At 35.9% G+C, this 23,007-nt stretch carries 20 protein-coding genes and 2 tRNA genes; 11 read left to right on the top strand and 11 right to left on the bottom strand.

Annotated features, from left to right (window positions below):
• Positions 1-182 precede the first annotated feature (182 nt).
• Positions 183-1,067: a BrxR family transcriptional regulator gene (locus AC27H3_RS01185; RefSeq protein ID WP_487103038.1), complete on the bottom strand. Its 885-nt coding sequence runs from the start codon at positions 1,065-1,067 to the stop codon at positions 183-185.
• 244 nt (positions 1,068-1,311) lie between these two features.
• On the opposite strand from AC27H3_RS01185, the gene AC27H3_RS01180 reads away from it, so the two are divergent.
• From AC27H3_RS01180 to AC27H3_RS01155, 6 genes are all read left to right on the top strand, one after another.
• Positions 1,312-1,647 carry a YegP family protein gene (locus AC27H3_RS01180; protein WP_487103036.1) on the top strand — a complete coding sequence of 112 codons (336 nt, stop codon included), beginning with the start codon at positions 1,312-1,314 and terminating at the stop codon, positions 1,645-1,647.
• A gap of 89 nt (positions 1,648-1,736) precedes the next feature.
• On the top strand, positions 1,737-2,885 hold the full coding sequence (locus AC27H3_RS01175) for a DUF6035 family protein (RefSeq protein ID WP_487103034.1): 1,149 nt from the start codon (positions 1,737-1,739) through the stop codon (positions 2,883-2,885).
• Between the two features lie 38 nt (positions 2,886-2,923).
• Positions 2,924-4,156 (top strand): hypothetical protein, encoded by a 1,233-nt coding sequence (locus AC27H3_RS01170; protein ID WP_487103032.1) that lies wholly within the window; start codon positions 2,924-2,926, stop codon positions 4,154-4,156.
• Positions 4,157-4,318: 162 nt separating this feature from the next.
• Positions 4,319-5,695, top strand: coding sequence for a hypothetical protein (locus tag AC27H3_RS01165; protein ID WP_487103030.1), 1,377 nt, complete (start codon positions 4,319-4,321; stop codon positions 5,693-5,695).
• Between the two features lie 11 nt (positions 5,696-5,706).
• The gene (locus tag AC27H3_RS01160; RefSeq protein WP_487103028.1) at positions 5,707-6,111 is read left to right on the top strand and encodes a hypothetical protein; all 405 of its coding nucleotides are present in this window, start codon (positions 5,707-5,709) and stop codon (positions 6,109-6,111) included.
• A gap of 2 nt (positions 6,112-6,113) precedes the next feature.
• A complete protein-coding gene (locus AC27H3_RS01155) occupies positions 6,114-6,461 on the top strand; it encodes a hypothetical protein (RefSeq protein ID WP_487103026.1) in 348 nt (115 codons plus the stop codon).
• A 744-nt stretch (positions 6,462-7,205) separates the two neighbouring features.
• Here the strand turns inward: AC27H3_RS01155 and AC27H3_RS01150 are convergent.
• The 4 genes from AC27H3_RS01150 to mutY all read right to left on the bottom strand — a co-directional run bounded on the left by AC27H3_RS01150 (position 7,206) and on the right by mutY (position 9,233).
• Positions 7,206-7,281 (bottom strand) — tRNA-Thr (locus AC27H3_RS01150).
• Between the two features lie 113 nt (positions 7,282-7,394).
• Positions 7,395-7,470 (bottom strand) — tRNA-Phe (locus AC27H3_RS01145).
• Between the two features lie 362 nt (positions 7,471-7,832).
• Positions 7,833-8,105, bottom strand: coding sequence for an oxidative damage protection protein (locus tag AC27H3_RS01140; protein ID WP_085303947.1), 273 nt, complete (start codon positions 8,103-8,105; stop codon positions 7,833-7,835).
• Positions 8,106-8,150: 45 nt separating this feature from the next.
• Positions 8,151-9,233 carry an A/G-specific adenine glycosylase gene (gene mutY, locus AC27H3_RS01135; protein WP_487103024.1) on the bottom strand — a complete coding sequence of 361 codons (1,083 nt, stop codon included), beginning with the start codon at positions 9,231-9,233 and terminating at the stop codon, positions 8,151-8,153.
• Positions 9,234-9,362: 129 nt separating this feature from the next.
• Here mutY and AC27H3_RS01130 point away from each other — a divergent pair, with 129 nt between their 5' ends.
• Positions 9,363-9,701 carry a YggL family protein gene (locus tag AC27H3_RS01130; RefSeq protein WP_487103022.1) on the top strand — a complete coding sequence of 113 codons (339 nt, stop codon included), beginning with the start codon at positions 9,363-9,365 and terminating at the stop codon, positions 9,699-9,701.
• A 65-nt stretch (positions 9,702-9,766) separates the two neighbouring features.
• Here AC27H3_RS01130 and AC27H3_RS01125 read toward each other — a convergent pair whose 3' ends face one another.
• Positions 9,767-10,453, bottom strand: a complete 687-nt coding sequence (locus AC27H3_RS01125) for a DUF5020 family protein (protein WP_487103020.1) — start codon at positions 10,451-10,453, stop codon at positions 9,767-9,769.
• 9 nt (positions 10,454-10,462) lie between these two features.
• Positions 10,463-12,406: a methyl-accepting chemotaxis protein gene (locus tag AC27H3_RS01120; RefSeq protein ID WP_487103018.1), complete on the bottom strand. Its 1,944-nt coding sequence runs from the start codon at positions 12,404-12,406 to the stop codon at positions 10,463-10,465.
• Between the two features lie 148 nt (positions 12,407-12,554).
• Between AC27H3_RS01120 and trmB the strand changes: the two genes are divergently transcribed.
• Positions 12,555-13,280 (top strand): tRNA (guanosine(46)-N7)-methyltransferase TrmB, encoded by a 726-nt coding sequence (trmB, locus tag AC27H3_RS01115; RefSeq protein ID WP_085303958.1) that lies wholly within the window; start codon positions 12,555-12,557, stop codon positions 13,278-13,280.
• 117 nt (positions 13,281-13,397) lie between these two features.
• Here trmB and AC27H3_RS01110 read toward each other — a convergent pair whose 3' ends face one another.
• The 3 genes from AC27H3_RS01110 to AC27H3_RS01100 form a co-directional block, all read right to left on the bottom strand.
• Positions 13,398-13,754, bottom strand: coding sequence for a hypothetical protein (locus tag AC27H3_RS01110; protein ID WP_487103016.1), 357 nt, complete (start codon positions 13,752-13,754; stop codon positions 13,398-13,400).
• Between the two features lie 409 nt (positions 13,755-14,163).
• On the bottom strand, positions 14,164-14,640 hold the full coding sequence (locus AC27H3_RS01105; RefSeq protein WP_085303960.1) for a methylated-DNA--[protein]-cysteine S-methyltransferase: 477 nt from the start codon (positions 14,638-14,640) through the stop codon (positions 14,164-14,166).
• A 40-nt stretch (positions 14,641-14,680) separates the two neighbouring features.
• Entirely contained in the window at positions 14,681-16,114 is a 1,434-nt protein-coding gene (locus tag AC27H3_RS01100) for a DNA-3-methyladenine glycosylase 2 family protein (protein WP_487103014.1), read from the bottom strand.
• A gap of 322 nt (positions 16,115-16,436) precedes the next feature.
• Here AC27H3_RS01100 and AC27H3_RS01095 point away from each other — a divergent pair, with 322 nt between their 5' ends.
• Positions 16,437-18,038, top strand: coding sequence for a sensor histidine kinase (locus AC27H3_RS01095; protein ID WP_487103013.1), 1,602 nt, complete (start codon positions 16,437-16,439; stop codon positions 18,036-18,038).
• Positions 18,039-18,145: 107 nt separating this feature from the next.
• Here AC27H3_RS01095 and AC27H3_RS01090 read toward each other — a convergent pair whose 3' ends face one another.
• The gene (locus AC27H3_RS01090; protein WP_487103011.1) at positions 18,146-19,894 is read right to left on the bottom strand and encodes a Na+/H+ antiporter NhaC family protein; all 1,749 of its coding nucleotides are present in this window, start codon (positions 19,892-19,894) and stop codon (positions 18,146-18,148) included.
• Positions 19,895-20,233: 339 nt separating this feature from the next.
• Here AC27H3_RS01090 and AC27H3_RS01085 point away from each other — a divergent pair, with 339 nt between their 5' ends.
• Positions 20,234-20,905 carry a GntR family transcriptional regulator gene (locus AC27H3_RS01085; RefSeq protein WP_487103009.1) on the top strand — a complete coding sequence of 224 codons (672 nt, stop codon included), beginning with the start codon at positions 20,234-20,236 and terminating at the stop codon, positions 20,903-20,905.
• Positions 20,906-21,429: 524 nt separating this feature from the next.
• A complete protein-coding gene (locus AC27H3_RS01080) occupies positions 21,430-22,986 on the top strand; it encodes a SulP family inorganic anion transporter (RefSeq protein ID WP_487103008.1) in 1,557 nt (518 codons plus the stop codon).
• Positions 22,987-23,007: the final 21 nt, after the last annotated feature.

Genomic DNA, 23,007 nt, shown 5'->3' with positions numbered 1-23,007 from the left:
TCCACCCAATTTATAGCACTAATTATGTGATTTTTGTGGTTATTATCAATATTAAATACTTCACAAATTAGATTTATCAAACTAAAAAAAGCATATCCAAAAACTCTAGTGCATTAAATGTGGCTTAAAGTCATCAATAGGTCTTTTTGGAATCATCCAATTATTCAAAAATTACCCTAGAGTTAATTCTTAGATTTAGCATTATTAACAAATAGCTTACCTGAATACTTTTTAAATACACTTTTATTGTTATGCAAGTATAAATGGAATTGTTTTCCTGCTTCTGAATGGTCTTCAGTGCAATCGATATTCCAACCGCTTAAAAGGTAGGAGGCTGTAGCAAGTCTGCAATTAACTAGCAATTTAGCCTTATCCATTCCGTAATCAAGTTCAATTGCTCTTGTTTTATCGCCTAGTCTTGGGTGTGGTCGAATATCGAGATCTACTTTTTCTATCCAATCATCATCATTAAATTTCACTTCATTATCTGAAGCAGAGCCAGCATGTACATTTTCTACTTTGACAATTCGATTAATTACAAAGTCTCTAAATTGTTTGTGCTTTCTACAATAAGATCGTGCGTGCCAGCGCATACCTGTATCTACTAATGTATGTGGAACAATGGTTCTTTTGCTTTCACCTGATGTAGTTGAAAAATAGGTTATTTCAATTGCAGTCTTTGTATAAATTGCTCTTGTAATTGAAGCAAGAGTTTGTAGATCTGGTTTACCTAACCTAGAGCTTTCACTGATCTCCAGTTGCTGTTCTACGCACTCAAAATCACCAAAGCCATCATTTAGAGTGCTTAAGCATTTATCTACCGATAAGCTAGTGATTAGTGAAAAGCTGTCGCTTTTGAAATATGCACGATCGCTTGGTCTATAAATTAAGTTATCAGGTGCTATTTGGTTGTATAAACGAAAGTCTCTTGTTGCTACAGGGGCACTTATCCCAAATCTGTCACTTAACTCTTTTCTTCCTACTCTTCCTAAGAAATAAGCGAAGAAATCAATAAACGCTAACCGCTCTCTAACTTGTGGTGATACTTCTTTTAGCTCGGTATTCATGTCGATACCTTTGTCTGTTTGTTATCTATTTTAATATTAAACTGCGAGATCGAATTAATCAAGTCGATCATAATGCTTGCTATGATCAAAACGATCATGGTAGTATTTTAATTGTACTAACTCGAGAATGAAATTCACTTACGAGTTGGTATAAAAAGGTGAGCGAATAATCACACCTTTGGGGTAGGAGCCAAGATTGTGATTGTTTGCTCTCATAAAGTCAATTTATTTAAGGAGCCTTAAAATGGCCGAACGTTATGAACTGTTCTTAGGAACAAACAGACAGCACTACTTCAGATTGGTAGCACCTAACAACGAAATCATTCTTCAAAGCGAGGGATATGTTTCAATGCAAGGAGCTGAAAACGGTATTGCATCGTGCAAAACTCATAGTCCATACGACAAATACTATAGTCGCTTAACAAATGGGCGAAATGCGCCGTATTTCACATTAAAAGCATCAAATGAACAAGTGATTGGTGTTAGTGAAGCTTATTCTAGTGCGCAAGCTCGAGATAAGGGCATAGAAGCTGTAAAGCGCTATGGACCTACAGCTCAAGTACTTAAAAAAGCAGGGTGATGTAAATGATACACAGTAGCTCGTATGTGCTGCTGTGTATCTGTTTCAGTAAGTTATCATAAGGAAAAACTGTTATGAGCAGATATAGGATGGATTCAATCTTTATTCCAGATAAAGATCTTATTATTTCGACAGAAAAATATTTAGATAAGCCTGTTGAACAATTGTTTGATATAAGGCGCAAATTACGTCCGATCGTTAATGAACTTTCTTTGCTTTGCCCCACTTGCTATCAGCCTTTGTTACTTGCAGGGAAAATCGATCAAACGTTTTATTTTAGACACGTTAAAGACTCTGAAGATTGCCCTATTAAAACTACTTCTCATCTTTCAAAAGAAGAAATTGAGGCAATGAAGTACAACGGCCAAAAAGAAGGAAGACGTCATAAAGAGAATAAGCATTTAATTGCTTCTATTTTGGATAAGGATCAAGGCTTTCGTGAAGTGCATGTTGAAAAAACTTTCAGAGAAGAAAACTCGACGGGTATTGCAAAACTGTGGCGTCGTCCTGATGTGTCCGCTACTCATACTAACACCGGAAAAAAAATAGCTTTTGAACTACAAGTCTCTACAACTTTTATTGATGTAATAGTTGAAAGGGAGCGCTTTTATCGTGACAACGGTGCTTTCATCATTTGGATATTTTTAAATTTTGAAGAAAAACGGTTTACTGAACTAGATATTTTTTATGCAAACAAATTAAATGCTTTTATTTTTGATGAAGAAGCAAAGTTAGCTAGCCAAGAGTATGGGGAGTTAGTACTTAAGTGTCACTATAAAGATTATTTCGTACAAGAGTCGGGTGAAGTTGTAGAAGTACAGGAACAGGACGCTGAAAAATTAGTACCAGTTAGTAAGTTATCTTTTGATGATACCTCAGGGAAATTATTCTTTTTTGATTCAAATGATCGTAAACGAGTAGTTGAATCTCAAGCAGAAAGTCGTCGTACAGAGATTCGTATAGAAAAAGAACGTCAAGCGGCTGAAGAAAGAGCTAGAAAAGCACGTGAAGCTAAAGCTAGTCGTCAACTTTCTTATGGAGGAAATGAGTGGCGAACTAACTACTTTGAGCCTGAAAGAGCTGAAAATAAGGGGTTGTCTGAATCTAATGTTAAAGCTCTAACTAAGTCAAAAAAGTATGAAAATCTCGCGTGTGAAAACTGTGGAAATACAAGCAGGTTTTACGATAAAGCATGTTTTATTTTCTGTAGTAAATGCAGAAAAGAAGTTAAGTATTAAAAACTTCAATTATTTTGAATTAAAGGTTTATTGGTTTTATGATTAAAAGATTATTAAGTGTTTTTGAAGCAAGTTTTGCTTTGGTTGTGTATTACGTACTAATTGAAATAGGCTATCGTGACCTAGGAGTAGTACTATATACACTCTTGCTGGTTTATTTCTTTGTAAAGTACCTGCTTATTAGACAAGACATTTTAAATCATAAAGATGGAGTAGGAGAAAACTCTAAAGAAGTTCTCAATAACCTGTTAAAAATAAATTTTCTTTTAGGGCTGTTACTACTTTTCCAGGCTGTTTTCTTTGTTACAGGTAAAAGTCAGGTTCTACATTTTATAAGTGTCGTTTTTACTTTGGCTTTAAGTTTTGGGTTAGTATTTAAAGCCCTTTTTTATCGAGTCACAAAAAGAGTTATCAACTCGGTGGATGCATGGGGTAGAAAAACCCCAAAATTAAGTAGACAACCATCTATTGCAGAGTATGTAGGTTTTTATATTGGAGCATTACTGTTGGTTAGTGTTTATTTGTATTCACCAGCAGCTTTTTTGGTCAAAGTAATGCTTTTATCTAGCGGGATGTTGCTAATTCTATGGGCGCTATTTTCCTTTTTCTCACAATTAGATAGTTTTAACTCACTCTATAAAAACAACCCTATAAAGTCTCAAGTATTAAAAATAACAACTTTTCTATTTTCATTTTTAGTTACAGCGTATGTTTATGGTCAGCTAAATGAAATAACCAAAATTGAAGGAGCAAGTTTTGTCTTAACGCTTACTGCAACATTCGTGCTCTCTTTTGTAATGTTATCTATTGTTATTGGTCTACTTTTAGCTTTGCTCGGTATTGTTTACAGCCCTAAAGCGAAAGAGTATAGCGGTAGGGTTAATGCCCCAGTAATAAAGCAAATTCATTGGTTTATGGAAAGTACAATACCTTATTTTTCATTTGATAAAGATTCAAAGCTAAAGTCAGAAATCAGAGGTTTTCTATGTATTAATTATTTGTTTACTATAGGGTTTATTGGTGGTTTGTCTGGAGTTTTTTTAAAAGCACCTGCGGAAAGTGTAAATTACTTTTTGAAGAAAAGTGTTTATGAGTTTGATCTCAATACACAGTTATATTGTGGAAGTTTTAAATCCGAAGGAGCTCTGGAAGCTAATTACAAATATGCATTTATCGATTCAGCAAAAATTAAGTTCTTAGTGTATGACCAAGAATTGAAGGTTAAAAAACATGGTGAGTGTATCGGGGTTGATGAAGTTCTAATTAAGTAGTTGTAGGGGAGGTGAGTGAAGGTTACTTGAAATAGCCCGATAACAAATAATATTTTGGTATTCAATATGTAAAAGTTTATGCCTATTAATTACTTATATAACTTGAATTTTGTAGCTAAAGCCATATAGAAATATATGGTTGCTAAGTATTTTGGGGAAATAGTGAACATAATAAGACCAAGGTTAACGGATCATCATGGGATCCATAAGAGTCAATCAGAGTTGGATTTTGCCATTCAATTTTTTGATGAAGATATTCCGCTATATGTTGATCCTTTTCTTTTATGGAAGTCACCATCATTGCAAGATCAAGCGTTACACACTGCAATTACTAATTCATTTAATCACTTAAACTATTTAATTAAAAAAAAGCGAAGTGATGAAGCTGTCTCAACTTTAATTAAGCTATCTGAATGTGAAGAAGTAGGGCTGGGCGTATCGAAAACTCGAAAAGGTCTTCAAATAGGTAAGGGGCAAGCTGAACAGATATTAAGTTTGTTTAATGATATACCTGAATATAGCCAGTTTGGCTTTACTCATTTCGAAATTATACAACTATATATTTCAGGAATATCAAAAGACAGAATTAGTGATATAGCTTGCAACTATATTAAGTCTTTTTTAATAGACTATACCATCGAGCAATGTGAACTTCATGGTATTCCAACAGAAGCTTGCCTGATAGATTGTATTTATAACTATCAATCAAATAAGTTCGATTTGAATCAGAAAGTTTACTTACCTGTGAACCCTTTAACCAGAGAGCCCCTTATTTTCACCCCTAAAAGATGGCTAAGGTTTAACCCTTGGATTAGTTATGAGGATTACTTTAAATCATATTGTCCTAGAGATGAAATATTTAACCCAAATGAGCCTGTAGATAAGGTGAAAATCCTTAATTTCAATAGAGATAACTATGGGATAGTAGAAGAGTATATTAAGTACAAAGATAAAACTTCTAGTGACTGTAAGAATGATCCATTGTTCAGCCAAATTCCTGTGGTATCAGCCAAGAGAAAGTTAGGTGAGATATTAAAGTTAAATACAGGTAAGGAAGATGGTGCAGATATGAAGTATGAAGATTTATCTGCTGACTTATTAGCTACATTATTTTATCCACATCTCGATTTTGCTCAAACGCAGAGTCGAACAGAGTCTGGACGGCATATTAGAGATCTAGTGTTTTATAATAATCGGGATATAGACTTTTTGGATGAAATATTTACTGAATACGACAATCGGCAACTCATTATTGAAATGAAAAATGTGAGAAAGATAGGCCGAGATCATATTAACCAGTTAAATCGATATATGCAGTCGGGGTTTGGTAGGTTTGGTATATTTTTAACTCGAAATCCATTACCTAAAGCTATGTTCCAAAATACAATAGATCTATGGTCGTCACAGAGAAAGTGCATTATTGCTATCACCGATGAAGACCTTAAGTTAATGGTCAATGTATATGAAAGTAAACAAAGAAGCCCGATTGAAGTGTTAAAAAAGAAATATATTGAATTTAGAAGAAGTTGCCCTTCATAAAAGGAAAAATAATGAACAAAAATGATGTAGATGTATTTGAAAAACTATCAGGCCAATTGTTGAGTACGTACGAAGAAATATCACTTTTATCGAAAAAAAATCCAAATGATGCTGTAAATAAATTCAAGCTAAAGTTTATAAACCGGTTAATTACTGACAGTAATATTTATCTTGATGAAAAATACCGCCCATTTGATGACTTTGATAGCTTTGAAGAAGATGATATTCCTCATAACAGCGATATTGTTTTTATTTTATCGCAATATATTCAATGCTTTGAAAAGCTTCGTTCGGATAATGTTGTTCAATTCAATGGTTTTTGGTATTGGAAAGTTCAAGGAGACGAAGGCGACAATTTGGACGACGATGGTATGGTTAAGATTAAAACAGTTAAACCGAAGAGATTAAAGGACTAATTATGAATGAAGTATATACAACACAAACACAGGCTGATAGTTATGACACTACAAGACCTCTGCTAGATTCAATGTATGCTGAATTTAAAGAGTTATCTAAAAAGAAGCCTGATGCAGCTGTAAGTAAAAATAAATTAAAGATCGTAAATCGTTTATTAGAAAGAGTAAGATCAGTTCTTGCGGATGAAGACTCTATTGTGTTTTTAGACTTACTTGACGAAGATGATCTACCTCAGTCAAGTGATGTTACGTTGATGCTTTCTCAATATGATGCAGCCATGAACAGCTTTCGAAAAAAGTATTATGGCTATAATCAAAGGTTGTCTGAACATATTTGGTTTATTAGGTAAGGAAATTTGTTCTTATAATATCAGCTTGGCTAAGTCGTAAATTTTAGATATTAGTTTGAAATATTAATTTTAGCCCCAGTGATTCAGGGTAACTGATTCTAAAGTAGCAACTTGGTTGCGTGGTCAGTGAACGATATTAGTTTTAAACACTAATTTTGGCACTAAGACCCTATTTCAAGCAGTAAATTAAAGTGAATTTTATTTAATACTTCCATGTTTGAAGTTAAACCTAACATACTCGACTATTTCGGCTTTTTTAAAGAGTCATTACCTTTTTAATTAACATAAACTAAATTTAAAATACTCAAGTATTTCGGGTATGTTTGATTAATCGATAGCTATATCATCGTGCAAACCAACTGATTTCACTGGTGCTAATACCCAGTTCGGATATTTACACCATCAACTAATTTACCCTATTAAAATTCACCCGCAGTATTAGCGGCCTATAAGTTAACCCATATACCCTAAGCAACGGATTAAATCCTTTTTATCCCGTGAAAAACCTTAATAAATTAGTAGAAACAGTTAAATTTACCCTAATACCAATTGTGTCCTAGTTGGGTTTACTCAAATTAGGGTGGATTTTGTGCCTATAAGGTATACCAATAAATTAATAAAACGGGTGTATAAATCACTAATAGTGCAGGGTATAGAAAATATTGGTGAGAGTGAAATTTAGGAAAGAAATTAACCGAGTAACAAATACAAAAAAGCCCCAACCGAAGTTAGGGCTTGAATGAATGGTGCCGACTGCCGGAGTCGAACTGGCGACCTACTGATTACAAGTCAGTTGCTCTACCAACTGAGCTAAGTCGGCACACGAAGAACGTGTGCGATAATTATGTTCTAGGAACTAATTATCTTGGCACCGAATCAACATCGGAATTAGTTGATTCTACAGTTAACTTAATTAAAAGCTAAAAGTGTAAATGGTGCCTCGACCCGGAATCGAACCAGGGACACGAGGATTTTCAATCCTCTGCTCTACCGACTGAGCTATCGAGGCACATTAACAATCAATTTGATTGCTCTGTACATTGTCTTCTTGGCTGTGCCTTGAAGACGGGGCGTATTAAACTGTTTTTCGTTTACCCCGTCAACCCTTTTTTTTAAATAAATGTTTGTTTGCCGTTTTTTTCTACGTATTGTGCTTTTATGGAGCAGTTTTGTGGTTTTATTTCTTGTTTTGGCCGTTACTGGGGGATCTAAAGATTAAAATATCGAGGGAGAGTTCTATTAATTTTGGGGTTGAGTAAGAAAAAATTAATCACAAAAAGGTGCAATTTAATTATTTTTTATAAATTAAATGCAAAAAAGCAGGTAAATAATATTTATTTACCTGCTTTTTTAAAATTTACTACGGGGTAATTATTTTTTTTCTGGGGTGTAGCCTTCGATTTCAGGTTCTTTACCGTCGAATAAATACCCAACCATGGCAGTTTCTAAAAATGCACGATCGTCGGGGTTCATCATGTTCATTTTCTTTTCGTTAATTAGCATGGTTTGCTTTTTTTGCCAAAGCCCCCAAGCTTCTTTCGAAATATTGTCAAAAATACGTTTGCCAATTTCACCCGGATAAAGTTGAAAACCAAGGCCTTCGGCTTCTTTTTGTAAGTTTTGGCAAAAAACGGTGCGGCTCATAATCAATTCTCTTTTTGTCTAATGTATTTTTATGGGTAAATTTAGTTAAACAGGTAGTTGTTCAAGCTGTTTAATTAATTTTTGCGTAGAAGCAGCTAACCCCACTGACGCAACTGTGGCTAAATTGTACCATTGCAAGGTGCTATTTTCGCTAATTTCTTTTGCAGGTAGTATTTCGCAGTCTACCACTATAGCTTCTATGTCGAGGTGAAAGTGGCTAAAGGTATGACGAAACTTATCTAACGCGAATGTGTTGTTTTGTTTTAGGTTTAGTTTAGTTAGCAGCTTAGGAAGCTCGCCAATATTTGACATTTCTAGAAAACACCATAAACCACCCCAAATACCTGCAGGAGGGCGCTTCTCCATGAGTACTTGTTGTTGAACGCGTGGAATTACCATAATAGTATGTTTTTCAGGAATAGTTTTCTTCGGTTTTTTTTGTGGGTAGCTTGCTTGCTCGTCGCTAGCATTTGCTAAACAGCTAGTACTAAGCGGGCAAATGTCACACTTAGGTTTAGAGCGAGTGCAAACCATAGCGCCTAAGTCCATCATGGCCTGATTAAACTTTGCAACGCCAACTTTTGGCGTTAATGCTTCAGTAATTGGCCATAAGGTTTTTTCATAAATAGCCTGGCCCGCATGGCCTTGTACTTTGTAGCAGCGCGCTAATACGCGTTTTACGTTTCCGTCTAAAATTGCATGGTGCTTATTTAACGCTAAGCTTAATATTGCACCAGCAGTTGAGCGACCAATACCGGCTAAGGCAATAACCTCGTCAATATTTTCAGGGAATTTTCCTTGGTATTCGTCGCGTATTATTTTAGCTGTTTTGTGTAGGTTTCTTGCTCGTGCATAGTATCCAAGGCCGGTCCAGTGATGAAGTACGGTATCTTCATCTGCATTGGCTAAATCGATAATATTAGGAAAGCTTTCCATAAACCTTAAATAGTAAGGAATAACTGTTGCTACTTGCGTTTGCTGTAGCATAATTTCGGAAATCCAAACACGGTAAGGGGTTTTGTCTTGCTGCCATGGCAAGTGTTTTCTGCCTTGCAACTCAAACCAAGATAATACTTGGCCGCTAAATTGTTGCGCAGATTTGGCTGATATAGTGGTTTTATTTGTCATAATGGCGACAGTGTAGCGAATAAAGCTGAGATTTTCATTGCAAAAATTTCTATTGCCACTATCCTCACGCTCAAGAGTAAATATTTATAAAAATTAGTCTTGGCTTGGGCCAAGTCGTAAGGATTTAAAATGAAAATAGATGCAAAAAACCGTAGCAACCGTTTACGTAAAAAATTACGTGTTGATGAGTTTCAAGAGTTAGGTTTCGATATTGCGTGGAAACTAGATGATGGCGCTGATGATGAAACAATTGATGCATTTTTAACGAAATTTTTCGACGAAGCAATTGATCCAAACGGTTTAGGCTTTGGCGGTGAAGGCGATACTTTATGGCATGGTTTAATCTGTACACAGCAATTAGGTAAGTGTACTGAAGAGCATCGCCAATTAGTTGAGAAGTGGTTAACAGATAATGGCGCTAGCTCAGTTACGGTAGGTCCATTATACGACGTTTGGTGGGCAGAGTAATCATTTAGCCTAACATCCGTTAAGTACTATTCAAGCTAGCGCCTTGCTAGCTTGAATAGAGTGATTTAGAAGTGATATTTTGCTAATAAATTTAAATTTTTCTCGTCAACTCCATCTATCCCAAACTTATTTTTCCAATAAACATATTCAAACCCAACAAAGAAGTTTGTCTTTAAATTTAAGTGCTCTGCTAGATTGTACTTTAATTGAGAAGTCAAATTCATACTTGAATGCTGATCTCCTGTTGCAATAACATAGTCAATAAAACCGTCATAAGTTAATGGACCAATAGGTAGCGCCCAAGTAAAGGTAACTTGTTGATTGTTTTTTGCTGAGTCATTATTGCGGTGATAAATGTTGATGTTAGCGTAAGTAAAGTTAGGGATATTTAGCTTGGTACCTAAACCAACTAAGTAATGAGTGAAACCATCGCCAATTTCTGCTGTTGTAGCAATATAGATATTCTCGAATGCTTGATTTTTATAATCTGAAATTTGCAGCCGAGGCGCAATTTCAGCATAAGTTTCTTTGTCGCCATTTGATGAGTGAAGACGATCAACAAATAAAAAGCTATCTCCCCAGCTATAACCTGCGGCATGTTCGAAGGTAAATACAGTACGTTTATTATCACCAACTTCATAATCGTTGCCGCGCAACAATGTGGCGCTGACATCTGACCATAATGTTTCTGCAACACTATTAAAGGCGGTAATTGCGCTAAACGTAAATATTGCTATGGTATATAGCTTCATATAATTTCCTTATTCGGTTTTAAATTGTGACACTAAACTTTGCAACTGATGCTTCTGTACATCAAGTTCATTCATTACCTGTGATGTACTGTCTGATAATATAGATATTTCTGTTGCCATGTCAGCAATTTTCGTCACATTTTGATTAAGTTCATCAATTACACTTGCTTGCTCTTTGGTTGCGGTTGCTACTTGAACGTTCATCGCGGTAATTTCTTTGATATCAGAAACCACTTCGCTCAATACTAGCTTCGCGTCATTTGTTTTGCTTAGCCCTTGTGTTGCCAAATTGGTATTTTCCTGCATGGCACTTACTGTTTCGTTGGCTTGTCCTTGTAAGCGTTGTATAACGTCGTTTATTTCTTTTGTCGAGCTTTGAGTTCTTCCGGCTAAGGTGCGTACTTCGTCAGCAACAACGGCAAATCCACGACCTTGTTCGCCGGCTCTGGCTGCCTCAATAGCGGCATTAAGTGCAAGTAAATTTGTTTGTTCAGAAATACTACTGATAGTGTCAATTACCGAGCTTATGGTTTGTGTTTGTAGCGCTAATTGGGTTATTTTTTCTTGGGTAGTATCATTGCTTTCTTGGAGCTTAAGCATAACATCACTAGATTCATCAACCCTCTGACTTGAAACGCTAATTTGTTTTTCTGACGTTTCTGTTTTAGTGGCTGTACTGCCTGCTAGTTCGCTAACTTCTTGAATGCTATGGCTCATTTCATTTGTTGCGGTTGCCACAGATTCAGATTCTATTTGTTGACTCATTACTAAGCTGTTTACAGTGTTGCCCATTTCTCGTAATTGCTCGAAAGATGTTGTCATAACATTTTCTGCTTTTTTTATCTCAACCATAATCTCTTGAACTTTAATTAAAATGGCATTAAAACCTTTAGCTAGCAGGCCAAGCTCATTGGTTCGACTATCGTCTAACCGTAAGGTTAAATCACCCCCTATATCTGCCATTTCAAGTAATCTATCGCCGATCAGTACAATGGGTTTTGTGATGCGATTAGCAACCAATACCATTAATAAAATAAAACTTATTACAATAATAAGTGTAAATATGGCTGTTTTACTTAGGGCTGTATGAATTTTTGATAATGGCTCTGACTGAGGAAGCATAGCGAAAATCTTCCAATTTAATTCAGGCAAACCAACACTAGCAACGTAAAAGTGATCACCGTTATGTGTTACGTGGTCAAAAATATAATCGCTTTCATTAGTGAGTAACTTCCCACTTGTACTACTAAAACCATCGAGTTGTTGTAATGTTTTCGAAGCAAGCTTTTCTATTTGTGGGTGTATGATGACGTTGCCTTGATAATCAGTCACAAAGACATAACCATTTTCGCCTACTTTATTTGATAATATGTCAGCACTAATTTCATCTACAGGGTAGCCCAAACCTGCTATCGCTAAGTTTTTTCCGCCGTGCTCTACTTTATAATTAATAAATGCGGTTAATTTTGATGTGCCTTCCTCGAGATCAAACGCTATTTCAAAAGGCTTGTTTTGTTGTATAAATTTATAAAACCAAGCATCACTTTGTTGATTGATTGTTTTAATTACACCGGTTTGATTAAGATAGTTATTAGAAACATTCGACACCCAAAAAACCGTTAATGCATTATTCTTCTCTTGCATGTACTTAAGGAAATCGACAGCTTGTTGTTGTCCACTTTCGGGCTCTCCTGCCATAGCCCAGTCAATTAAAAATTTGTTTTGTGTAATGGATTTAGAAAGCTCAAGTGGTGTACTAAGTTTAAGTTTTATTCTAGCTTCAATTTTTGCTAATTGGTTTGGGAGTAAATCCTGTTCAATATTACGTTCAAAAACAGAAGTGAAAATATTACTGTTTAGGGCAAGTGTGACAATAGACAAAGTGACCAGTGAAGCTGAAATTACTACAATAAGTGATTTTCTTATTGAAATGTTATTAAGCCAATTACTCACAAGTACCTCTCGTTAATTTTCTTGTTTATACTATAGTTGTAGACCACTAAAACTTATTTCACAATTTGCACAGGTAAAGTTATTTGTGTTTGAATTTATTTGCTGAAACATAGATAATATGCGCCTTGATTTTTCTTTAAGAACGACTATGACTGAAAGAACCCATAAAACTATTGAGCAAGCAGAACAAGAAGGTAAGTACATTCGAAAAGTACGTAGCTTTGTTAAACGTGAAGGGCGCCTGACTAATGGTCAAGCTAAAGCCTTAGAAGAGTTTTGGGGTACTATGGGCTTAAACCACACAGATGGTTTACTTGATTTTAGTACTTTGTTTGCAAACAATAATCCTGTTGTGCTTGAAATAGGTTTTGGTATGGGCAAGTCGCTGGTAGAAATGGCAAAAAATGCCCCTGAGCTTAACTTTATTGGTGTTGAAGTTCATCGTCCTGGTGTTGGCGCTTGTATTGGTTTAGCACAGGAAGAAGGTGTAAATAACCTTAAAGTTTATGAGCATGATGCTATTGAAGTTTTAGCCGATTGTATTCCCGCTGAAAGTTTAACAACCGTACAGTTGTTTTTCCCTGATCCTTGGCATAAAAAGAAGCACCATAAGCGCCGTATTGTTCAAGCTAGTTTTGTTGAAGCTATTCGTGAAAAGTTAAAAGTTGGTGGTGTGTTTCATATGGCAACCGACTGGGAAAATTACGCTGAATGCATGCTAGAAGATATGACCTCGGCACCTGGTTACAAAAATTTATCAGCAAACAATGATTATGTACCACGTCCAGACTCTCGCCCATTGACTAAGTTTGAAGACCGTGGTCAAAACTTAGGTCATGGCGTGTGGGATTTACAGTTTGAAAAGTTAGCGTAATTTTGTAACGCGTATAAGCTTAACAAAGTAATTAACGAAAAAAGAGCGAAGTTGCTCTTTTTTTATCTTTGAAATATGCGCTTATAGTTTATACCAAGCGGATTAAGTACTTATCAACTAACGGTGCAGTTTATCTCGTTCAACATGAAATAGATGCTGACTATTTCGTAAGTTTCCCGTTGATTTTAACCATTGTTCATCAATAATCTCTCGCATTAATGCTGCTTGCAACACTCTACCTGCTGAAACACTCCAGTAAAGTATAGTCGCTTCTTGATGTGCAGAGGTATTCGGTAAATGCTCTGACCGTGTTTGCGTCATTTCGTCAATAATATTCGCGATAACTTTGGGTTTTAATTCTTGTATTATTTGACGTTTAAATTGGGTGAAATGTTTAGCACGCATAAGCTGCCAAATTAACCAAGCCAAAAACAAAACCGCGATAACTGCAATAATTTCCAAAACTATACTCAAGTAATTCTATTTAAAATCGACAATATCATAACAGGATTTAAATCTTGTCTATATTTTTTTATGTTGTTTTTTATGTTGTTTTTTATGTTGTTTTTTATGTTGTTTTTTAAACTGTTTATTTTCATTTTTATCTTATGTAACCTGAACTCTGGATAATGAGTACTTGAAACTCAAGTGAACCAAAAGCTTAGGTAATAAAGTAAATGCTATAGCCAGGTGAACATCACGAATAGATATCATCAATGCTTCATTTTATGCCATTTCCAAGGCAAAACGTTTATGAATAGCGGGCTATTTATCGACGTTTTAACGCAGAAAATGGATTAAAAGGGAACATTGAGCAAGTGCTGCTTATCCAGAGTTCAGGTTATGTAATACCATCGTAGAACAAGACGGTGCAGTAATATGTTTAGGGTTTAAATTGTGCGCCTTCGTGCATTAATAATTTAGCCTTCAGTGCTAAACCACCAGCATAACCAGTTAACTTGCCATTACTACCAATAACTCGGTGACAAGGTACAATTAATGCGATTGGGTTGGCACCATTTGCTGTACCTACTGCTCTAACGGCTTTTTCGTTATTAATACTTTTTGCGATCCAGCCATAACTTTTAGTTTCACCACAAGGTATTTCGGTTAATGCTTGCCACACTTGTTTTTGAAAGTTAGTACCTTTTGGCGCTAAGGGTAGATCAAAGTGCTTTCTCTCGCCGCTAAAATATTCATCTAATTGTTTTACAACTTTAGTGAATTTACTGTGGTTTTCAGATAAGCCAGTAAAATCAATTGGAGATTTTCCAGTTTGAAAGGCGAGGGCACTTAACCCTTGCTCGTTTGCCGTTAAAGCAATTTCCCCTAATGGAGATTGATAAATACAGTAATACATGTTTTTGCGTCCTTAGAAATTTGTCTTTTGTACATTATTTTTATTGTGTTGCCAGCGATTGCCATAAATAAATAGCAGCATAAGCTCGCCAAGGGCGCCAATTTTCAGCCAATGTGAGTATATCTTTATTCTTAGGTTTAACTGCATTAAAAGTAAGGGCTTTAATAATGCCTAAATCAGCACTAGGAAATGCATCTGGGTCGCTTAAACCTCGCATACCTATATAGTTGACTGTCCATGGCCCTATGCCTTTAAGTTTTGTTAATGAAGCTTCTAATTCTTCAATGGTTAAACCTTTGGCAAATATATTTTCATGTTGTTGAAAGTAAGTAACCCAGGTTTGTAATGTGGCAATGCGAGAGCGAGTTAAGCCAATATCTTGATAATCTACATTCATGAGCGCTGCAATTTTGGGGAAGTACTTTGTTGTATTAATATTATCTGGCTGTTCAATATCAGCAACATTTTCGCCATATTTTTCTGCAATGCGTTGGGCCAAAGTTGTTGCGCCTTTAACCGATATTTGTTGGCCTAAAATAGCTCGAATTGAAAACTCAAAAATATCCCAACAACCCGGTAAACGCAGACCTGGAAATTTTTCGATTACTGCTGCTAATGTGGGATGAGATTTTAAATGCTGATGAATAAGTTGCATGTCGGCATCTAGGTCGAACATTCGTCTAACGCGGGCAATAATTTGATTTAGAAAGCTATAGTCAGTTAAATTAACAGTAAGGTTTAAAGCACTTTTATTTTCGTGATGCGTTACTTTTATCCAGCCTTGGCAATTATCTAACTCTAGGGTACGAAAATAATGTTCTGTAGTAATATCTTCAATATTACTCATTTTTCTTGAACGAAAAAAGCTCAGCATTAATGGCCAGTCAAACGGTGCTTTATAGGGTAATAAAATAGTAACTTGGTTATCTGTTGTTGATGATTTTTTACCTCTGATCTCACTTGGAGATACTTTGTAAGCCTGCAAAATTACTTCATTAAATCGACGGATACTGTTAAAACCTGCCGCGAAACCCACGTCAGTAATACTTAAACTTGTTGATATAAGTAATTTATGAGCAAGCAATAAACGTTGTTGATGAAAAAACTCACTCGGCGGAAGTCCATAATATTGCATAAATAAACGTCGAATTTGTCTGTCACTGGTTTCTAGCTGCTCGGCACATTGTTGCAAACTGTAATTATTTTCGTAGTAGGCTTGGGTAATTTGTTTTATTTTTCTAGGTAATGGCAAATTTGGCGCAAGTTGCGGAAAACATCGTTTACAAGGTCGAAAGCCTGATTGTTGTGCAAGTTCAGCATTTGCATAGTAAGTAACATTTTCTGGCTTTGGAGGCCTTGCAGGACAAATAGGGCGGCAAAAAATACCTGTTGTGATCACCGCGGTAAAAAATTTACCATCGAAGCGAGCATCGCGACTTAAACGCGCATTCTCACAAACTTCTATACTGAACATACTTTTCCTAAATTTACTTTTTAAGGGGCAACTTTAATACTGAGTGATCATACGGCAGATAATGTAAATAACTAGCGATAATCGGACACCACCTAAAATATAAACTCTATAGGCTTTAAATAGGAAAGCTATTTACTTTAAATTAACCTTGATGAGACATATAGTGATTAATAGGTTAAATTAAAACTATTAGTGTTATTACCCAAGTATAACTACTGTCTAATATAGTTAATATATTCAACTAAAATTTGGTATTCCGCAAAGCTATAAATTAAAGCTTACAATAAACTAGCAATTGATAAAAATAGGCGTGAATAAAGTAATGAATGAAAAAAGTGCTTTTAATAGTAAATTAAGCCGACGTGTCTTTATTTACATTTTTTTGTGCAGTGCTTTATTGTCAGTGGCTTCTACTTTTATTCAATTGTATGTCGATTTTCAAGATGGTGTGGTGAGGTTAGATAAGCGTTTTGATAATATTGAAGTAAGTTATAAGCAATCAATTTCTACAAGCTTATGGGATTTTAATGAAGAACTCATTGAACAACAAATTGCCGGCGTACAGCGACTTCCCGATATTCGCCATGTGCAACTAACAACAACGTTTGGGAAAATATATCAAGTTGGTAACCGTGTAAAAGAAGCTAAAAAAGTTGAAAGCTACCCTATTGTTTTTGAAGGCACTGCAATAGGTAATATGACTATTTCTGCCGACTATCAAGATATATATAATCACTTATGGCAAAAAGCTGGTTTTATTGTTTTTACTGAATTTATTAAAATTTTTATCGTTGCACTCTGTACTTTTTTTATTGTTCATTGGTTTATCACCCGCCATCTCTATCGAATTACCCTTTATTCTCAAGCGATGAGTGGGGATAGCTTAGACAGACCTTTAATGTTAGAAAATCGGAGCAATAAAACTGACGAACTCGATGAATTGGTTGCTGCCATTAACGATATGCGTCTGACACTTCAAAACGACATCATTAAACTAGAAGATGCTGAGAATGCATTGATTAACCTTAACGGTGATTTAGAAATTAAGGTTTATGAACGAACGTCGAAACTTTCTGAAAGTAATCAGCAATTACAGCGTTCGCTTGATGCACTAACCTTGGCCAAAGATCAATTAGTACAGTCAGAAAAAATGGCGTCGTTGGGGCAATTAGTAGCAGGTGTTGCACATGAGGTGAATACGCCGTTAGGTATTTGTGTTACGTCGCTTAGTGCGATGAAAGAAAAGTTTACTGAGCTGAAGCAATCGCTTAGTCGTGAAACTTTAACCAAAAAGCAATTAACTACGATGTTGGTTCTGTTTGAGGAATATGAAAAAATTATTGATCGTAGTCTACATAAAGCGGTTGATTTAATTCGAGGCTTTAAATCTGTAGCGGTTGAATATCATACCGATCCCAAAATAAAAATTAATTTATACCAACATGTTCATGACATTGTAAATACAGTGAAAACTTTATTTAAACAGAAAAATTATACGATTAATATACTTGTTAACGAGGATATTAATTTGGTTACTTTTCCCAGTGCTTGGAATCAAATATTAACGAATTTTCTGACTAATTCACATTATCACGGTTTTGAAAATACTCAAGATGGTGAAATTTCTATTAAATTTGAACTGAATGATGAAAGCCTTGTGCTGACTTATCAAGATAACGGTAAAGGGTTAGATGACAAAGTTAAAGACAAAGTATTCGATCCCTTTGTTACTACCAAGCGTGGTCTAGGCGGCTCAGGTTTAGGGATGAATATTGTGTATAACTTAGTTAATACTAAACTTCGCGGAAGTATTAAGCATGTATCTGTTGAACAAGGGTGCTGTTTTGTTGTTGAGGTACCTTTAGAGGGAAGCTCCAATGACACCGATAGCGAAGCTGGACCGGAGTTAACCTTAATTCCATAGGTTTAATTAATTTTTACAGCTCTTTTATCTCAATAATTAATGCCTAATGGCTTAAGTCATGATTTAAAACCACTAATTTATTTATACGCTAAGCTCTAAAGTCTAGGCTATACAAATAGGTATGCGGTTAATGTCCAAAGTACCCCTGCGAATGAAGCCGCTAGTGCGGCGGGTACAAGTTGTGATTTTACATGGTCCATTAAGTCACAGCCTGTTGTCATTGCACTTAGAATAGTGGTATCTGAAATTGGCGAACATTGATCACCAAAAACACTACCGTTTAATACTGTCGCGAAGCAAAGCATCATAAATAACTCTGGGTTTGCTACACCTTGGCTTTGACAAATTGCCCATGCTAGAGGCATTGCTAACGGAAAGGCGATAGCATAAGTTCCCCAACTAGTACCGGTAGAAAATGCGATGATCATAGTGATCAGCTGTAAAATTACCGGTAAACACCAAAATGGCAGGTGCTCTCCTAGTAAAGACACCAAAAATAGCCCGCCTCCGGTTTCTTTACTAATACTGCCAATAATAACCGCGAGCATTAAAATCACTGAGGCAAATACCACGCCTTTTAATCCATTACCAAAACCTTCAACGACATGGTCTAAAGACATACCTTTAATTAAAGCCATAATGGCAGAAAGCAAGAGTGCAGCGCCAAAAGCCCAGTTAATTTTAGGTGTCCCCAGCATTACAAAACTACCTACTGCAATGGCAGTTAAAGTAACTAAGGGTAAAATAAACTCAAGCACATGTGGTTTATAGCCTTGAGGTATGTCTGTGCTTTGTAATTCTTTAGCGCTTAATGGTTTGGCGTCAGGAGCGTCTAATTGGCCATAAGTTTCAGCTCGCAGTTTTGCTGCACGTATACGCTTACCTGAAAAAATAGTGATATTAAGACTAAGCAGCAATGTTCCCATCACGGCAAACATACTGTAAAAACTAAATGGAATACTTTGAAAGAAAAAGCTAATGCGATCTGCTTCTGTGGCTAGAAAAGATACGCCAGGTATAAATATTAATGCTTGAACATAGGCTGGCCAAGCATTAAACGCTAATATTGATGCAATAGGAGAAGCAGTTGAGTCTACAATGTAACTCATTTCTTCGTGGCTTACTTTTGCTTTATCGGCTAAAGGTCGCACTGTTGTTCCTACTAACACTGTACTCATAGTGCCACCTTGGAAAAATAGCATACCAAGTAGCCATGAAACCACTTTCGCTGACTTTCTCCCTTTGACAAAGTGCTTAGTCATAAAATTGGCAAAAGCTTGTGCTGCACCTGTTTTCGACCATATACCTAATAAACCGCCAAGTAGCCATAAATACAACAATAACAACGCTGCTGTGCCTTCTTGTGCAAGATTAGGAATGATGACTTTATCGGTAAGATCATAACGACCGAGCATAATAGCGCCCACGACAACTCCGCCAAGTAATGCTGTTAGCGGCTCTCGGGTTAATAAGCATAAAATAATCGTTATTAAAGCGGGTAAAAGTGAGCCAATACCAAAATGAAAGGCCGGTTTAAGAAGTTTTAATTGTTGATTATCGTCTGTTACCCATTGCTGCTTAAGTGTTGGTGGCTTGCTTATATTATTGAGGCTTTGTTGATTAAGCGGCGAGTTTTCGTAGCTAACTACAGCATCAATTATTACTCTTTGTTCTTTATAAATGTAGCTCGAAACACCTATTGCATCTGTACTTACATCGTATACATAACTCTGCTCAACCCAATGAGGTTGAATAAATTGCTTAATATACACAGCCGACAATATGGCAAAAATAAAGGTAATTAATGCGATGCTATTATGTTTTTTTTGCACTTTTTGAGGTACATCGTTTGGCATAAAAAAATTCTCTTTTTTAATTAGCTATTTATTGAGATGTTTTTTATTCAGTCATAGCTACATATGAAACTACTGAGTTAACGTGAAAGTCGCTATGCATAATTTGTATCTTAACGATAACAGATTTTAAAAGGTATGAAAGAGCATTGGTCTTGTTATGTTCACTTTTTAATGAGTCGCTAAATTAATGTTTTGAATATCTTAATTTAATATTTTCAGGTAATTACGCTTGAAACTGTTGTAAGTTCAGCTTGATTTTATCGCTTTGAGCGTCTGCTATTGTTTTGTGTTTATCCCACGGTTCTTTATAATGGCAACAATATTTTTAGGAAGCCTTATATGAGCATTGTATATAAAACTAGAACTCAATTAGTTGTTGAAACACTTAGAGAAAAAATATTAAGTGGTGAGATTAAAGCAGGGCAACCTTTAAGACAAGCCGCGCTTGCAAGTGAATTAAATGTTAGCAGAATTCCGGTTAGAGAGGCTTTATTGCAACTTGAAGGTGAGGGCTTAGTGGTTTTTGAACCGCATAAAGGAGCAACGGCCACTGAGCTTAATGCTGATCAAGTAGATGAGCTATTTGAATTGCGCGCTATACTTGAATCTGACTTGTTAGCAAATTCATTGCCCAACATTAGCGACGAGAAGTTAGAAGAAGCCACCTTGTTACTTGCAAAGTTAGATAAGGCGCTTGGTAAAGAAAATGCTGCTAACACTTGGAGTGAGCTTAACTCTAGTTATCACAATTGTTTGTATTCAGGCGCTAATCGACCACAAACTTTAGACTTGGTGAATACCCTTAATAAAAGTGCAGATCGCTATATTCGTATGCACTTACTTTGGGCAGGTGGTATCTCAAAAGCTGAATCTGAACACAATGACATTTTAGCATTCAGTAAAGCACGAAACGTTGAAGCAGCAGTAGCAATGCTTAAACAGCATATTCTGGGGTCACGTGATGAAATTAAAGCCTTTTTAGAGGCGCGTGAATCTAAAATGAATGGCTAACTAGTTGAATATTATGATTGCTTTTATAATTTTTTAATGAGCTTATTTGCTGAGTTACTTAGTATTCATTTCATCAAAACATAAAAGACAAAGATCTCTGACAGAATTTCAGTATCTAGGTTTTTCGTCACACAGAGCGTAGGCTATTAATCATAAAAAATAATATTTATAACCATTTAATGATATCGTTGAGTAATGCTGATTAAGCTTATTTTAGGTAACTATACTGATATTAACCGGTTGAAAGTTAGCTTTGCTTTGTAAGCCTATTCTTTATAAATATTTGCTTGTTATTCTTGGTGTTTTTCTTGATGTTAATTTGAGCAAATATTGACATTTAACGAGTATTTCTATAGTATTCCGGCGCCTTCAAATCCCGAAAGATAACGTTTATCGTTGAACTTGCTTGGTACACATTATCATTCAGTAATATATTTTTTGGGCTACATCCAATGTAACTAAATTCAAGCTAGTTTTTTAAATTATGCTTGTTTTTTGATGTTCTAATCAAAGTAGAGATAATAATGTTTGAATTACATGCCAGTAAAGTGGCAAATTTAAAAAATGATGTTCTATCAGGCTTCACTGTAGCCTTAGCCTTGGTGCCTGAAGCGGTAGCATTTGCTTTTGTTGCTGGCGTTGAACCATTAGTGGGTTTATATGCTGCATTTATGGTGGGTTTAATTACATCTATTTTCGGTGGTCGTCCTGGCATGATCTCAGGTGCTACTGGCGCCATGGCCGTTGTTATGGTGAGTTTAGTTGCTATTCATGGGGTCGAATATTTATTTGCCACTGTGGTGCTAACCGGAATACTGCAAATATTAGCGGGGTTATTTAAGCTAGGTAAGTTTATTCGTTTAGTGCCTCACCCAGTTATGCTCGGCTTTGTTAACGGTTTAGCTATTGTTATTTTCCTTGCACAGTTAGGTCAATTTAAAGTGACCGATGAAAATGGTGTTTTAGGCTGGATGCAAGGTAGCCAAATGCTAACTATGGCTGGTCTTATTGTATTAACTATGGCAATTATTCACTTTTTACCTAAGCTAACTAAAGCCGTACCTTCATCTTTAGTCGCAATTGTAGCGGTTACTATTTTGGTTCAAAGCCTTAATTTAGATGCCAGAACAGTCGTTGATTTTGTACGTGATATGACAAATGACCCTATGGCTTCTATTGCCGGCGGTCTTCCTGTTTTTAATATTCCAAATGTACCTTTTAACCTTGAAACCTTACAAGTTATTTTACCTTTCGCATTAATTTTAGCGGCTATTGGTTTGATTGAGTCATTGTTAACACTTACCTTGATTGACGAATTAACCGGCACACGCGGTAAAGGCAATAAAGAATGTGTTGCGCAAGGTGCGGCAAATACCGTAACGGGTTTCTTCGGTGGTATGGGTGGTTGTGCCATGATTGGTCAATCGATGATCAATGTTAACTCTGGTGGTCGTGGCCGAATGTCAGGTGTAACGGCAGCATTAGCGTTACTTGGTTTTATCTTATTTGGCTCTAGTTTAATTGAACAAATACCTTTAGCTGCTTTGGTTGGTGTTATGTTTATTGTCGTTATTGGCACCTTTGAATGGTCTAGTTTCCGCATTATTGGCAAAGTGCCAAAAGCTGATGCTTTTGTCATTATATTGGTATCGGGTGTGACTGTTGCTACTGATTTAGCCATAGCTGTTGTTGTAGGTGTTATTGTTTCTGCCTTAGTATTTGCGTGGGAACATGCTAAACATGTTGCGGTTCATCGCTCTGTTAATGCCAATGGTTCAACGGTATATGATGTGTCTGGCCCGTTATTTTTCGGTTCAGTTGCTAGCTTTTTAGAGCAATTTGATATGGAAAATGATAGTAATGACGTTATTGTTGAATTTAAAAACTCACGCGTTGCAGATCATTCAGCGATTGAAGCCATAGATACCTTAGCCGAACGTTATATTAGCCGTGGTAAGCAAATGCACTTAAGACATTTAAGTAAAGAATGTACGCAATTGTTAACTAAAGCTGGCAGTTTAGTTGAAATTAATGTTATTGAAGACCCTGAGTATTCTATCGCCACAGATAAGCTGGGTTAATTAATTCTTTTTCTTTAACGT

The sequence above is a fragment of the Colwellia sp. NW0002-52-1 genome (assembly GCF_057550865.1).
This window is presented reverse-complemented; position numbering and strand designations above follow the sequence as displayed.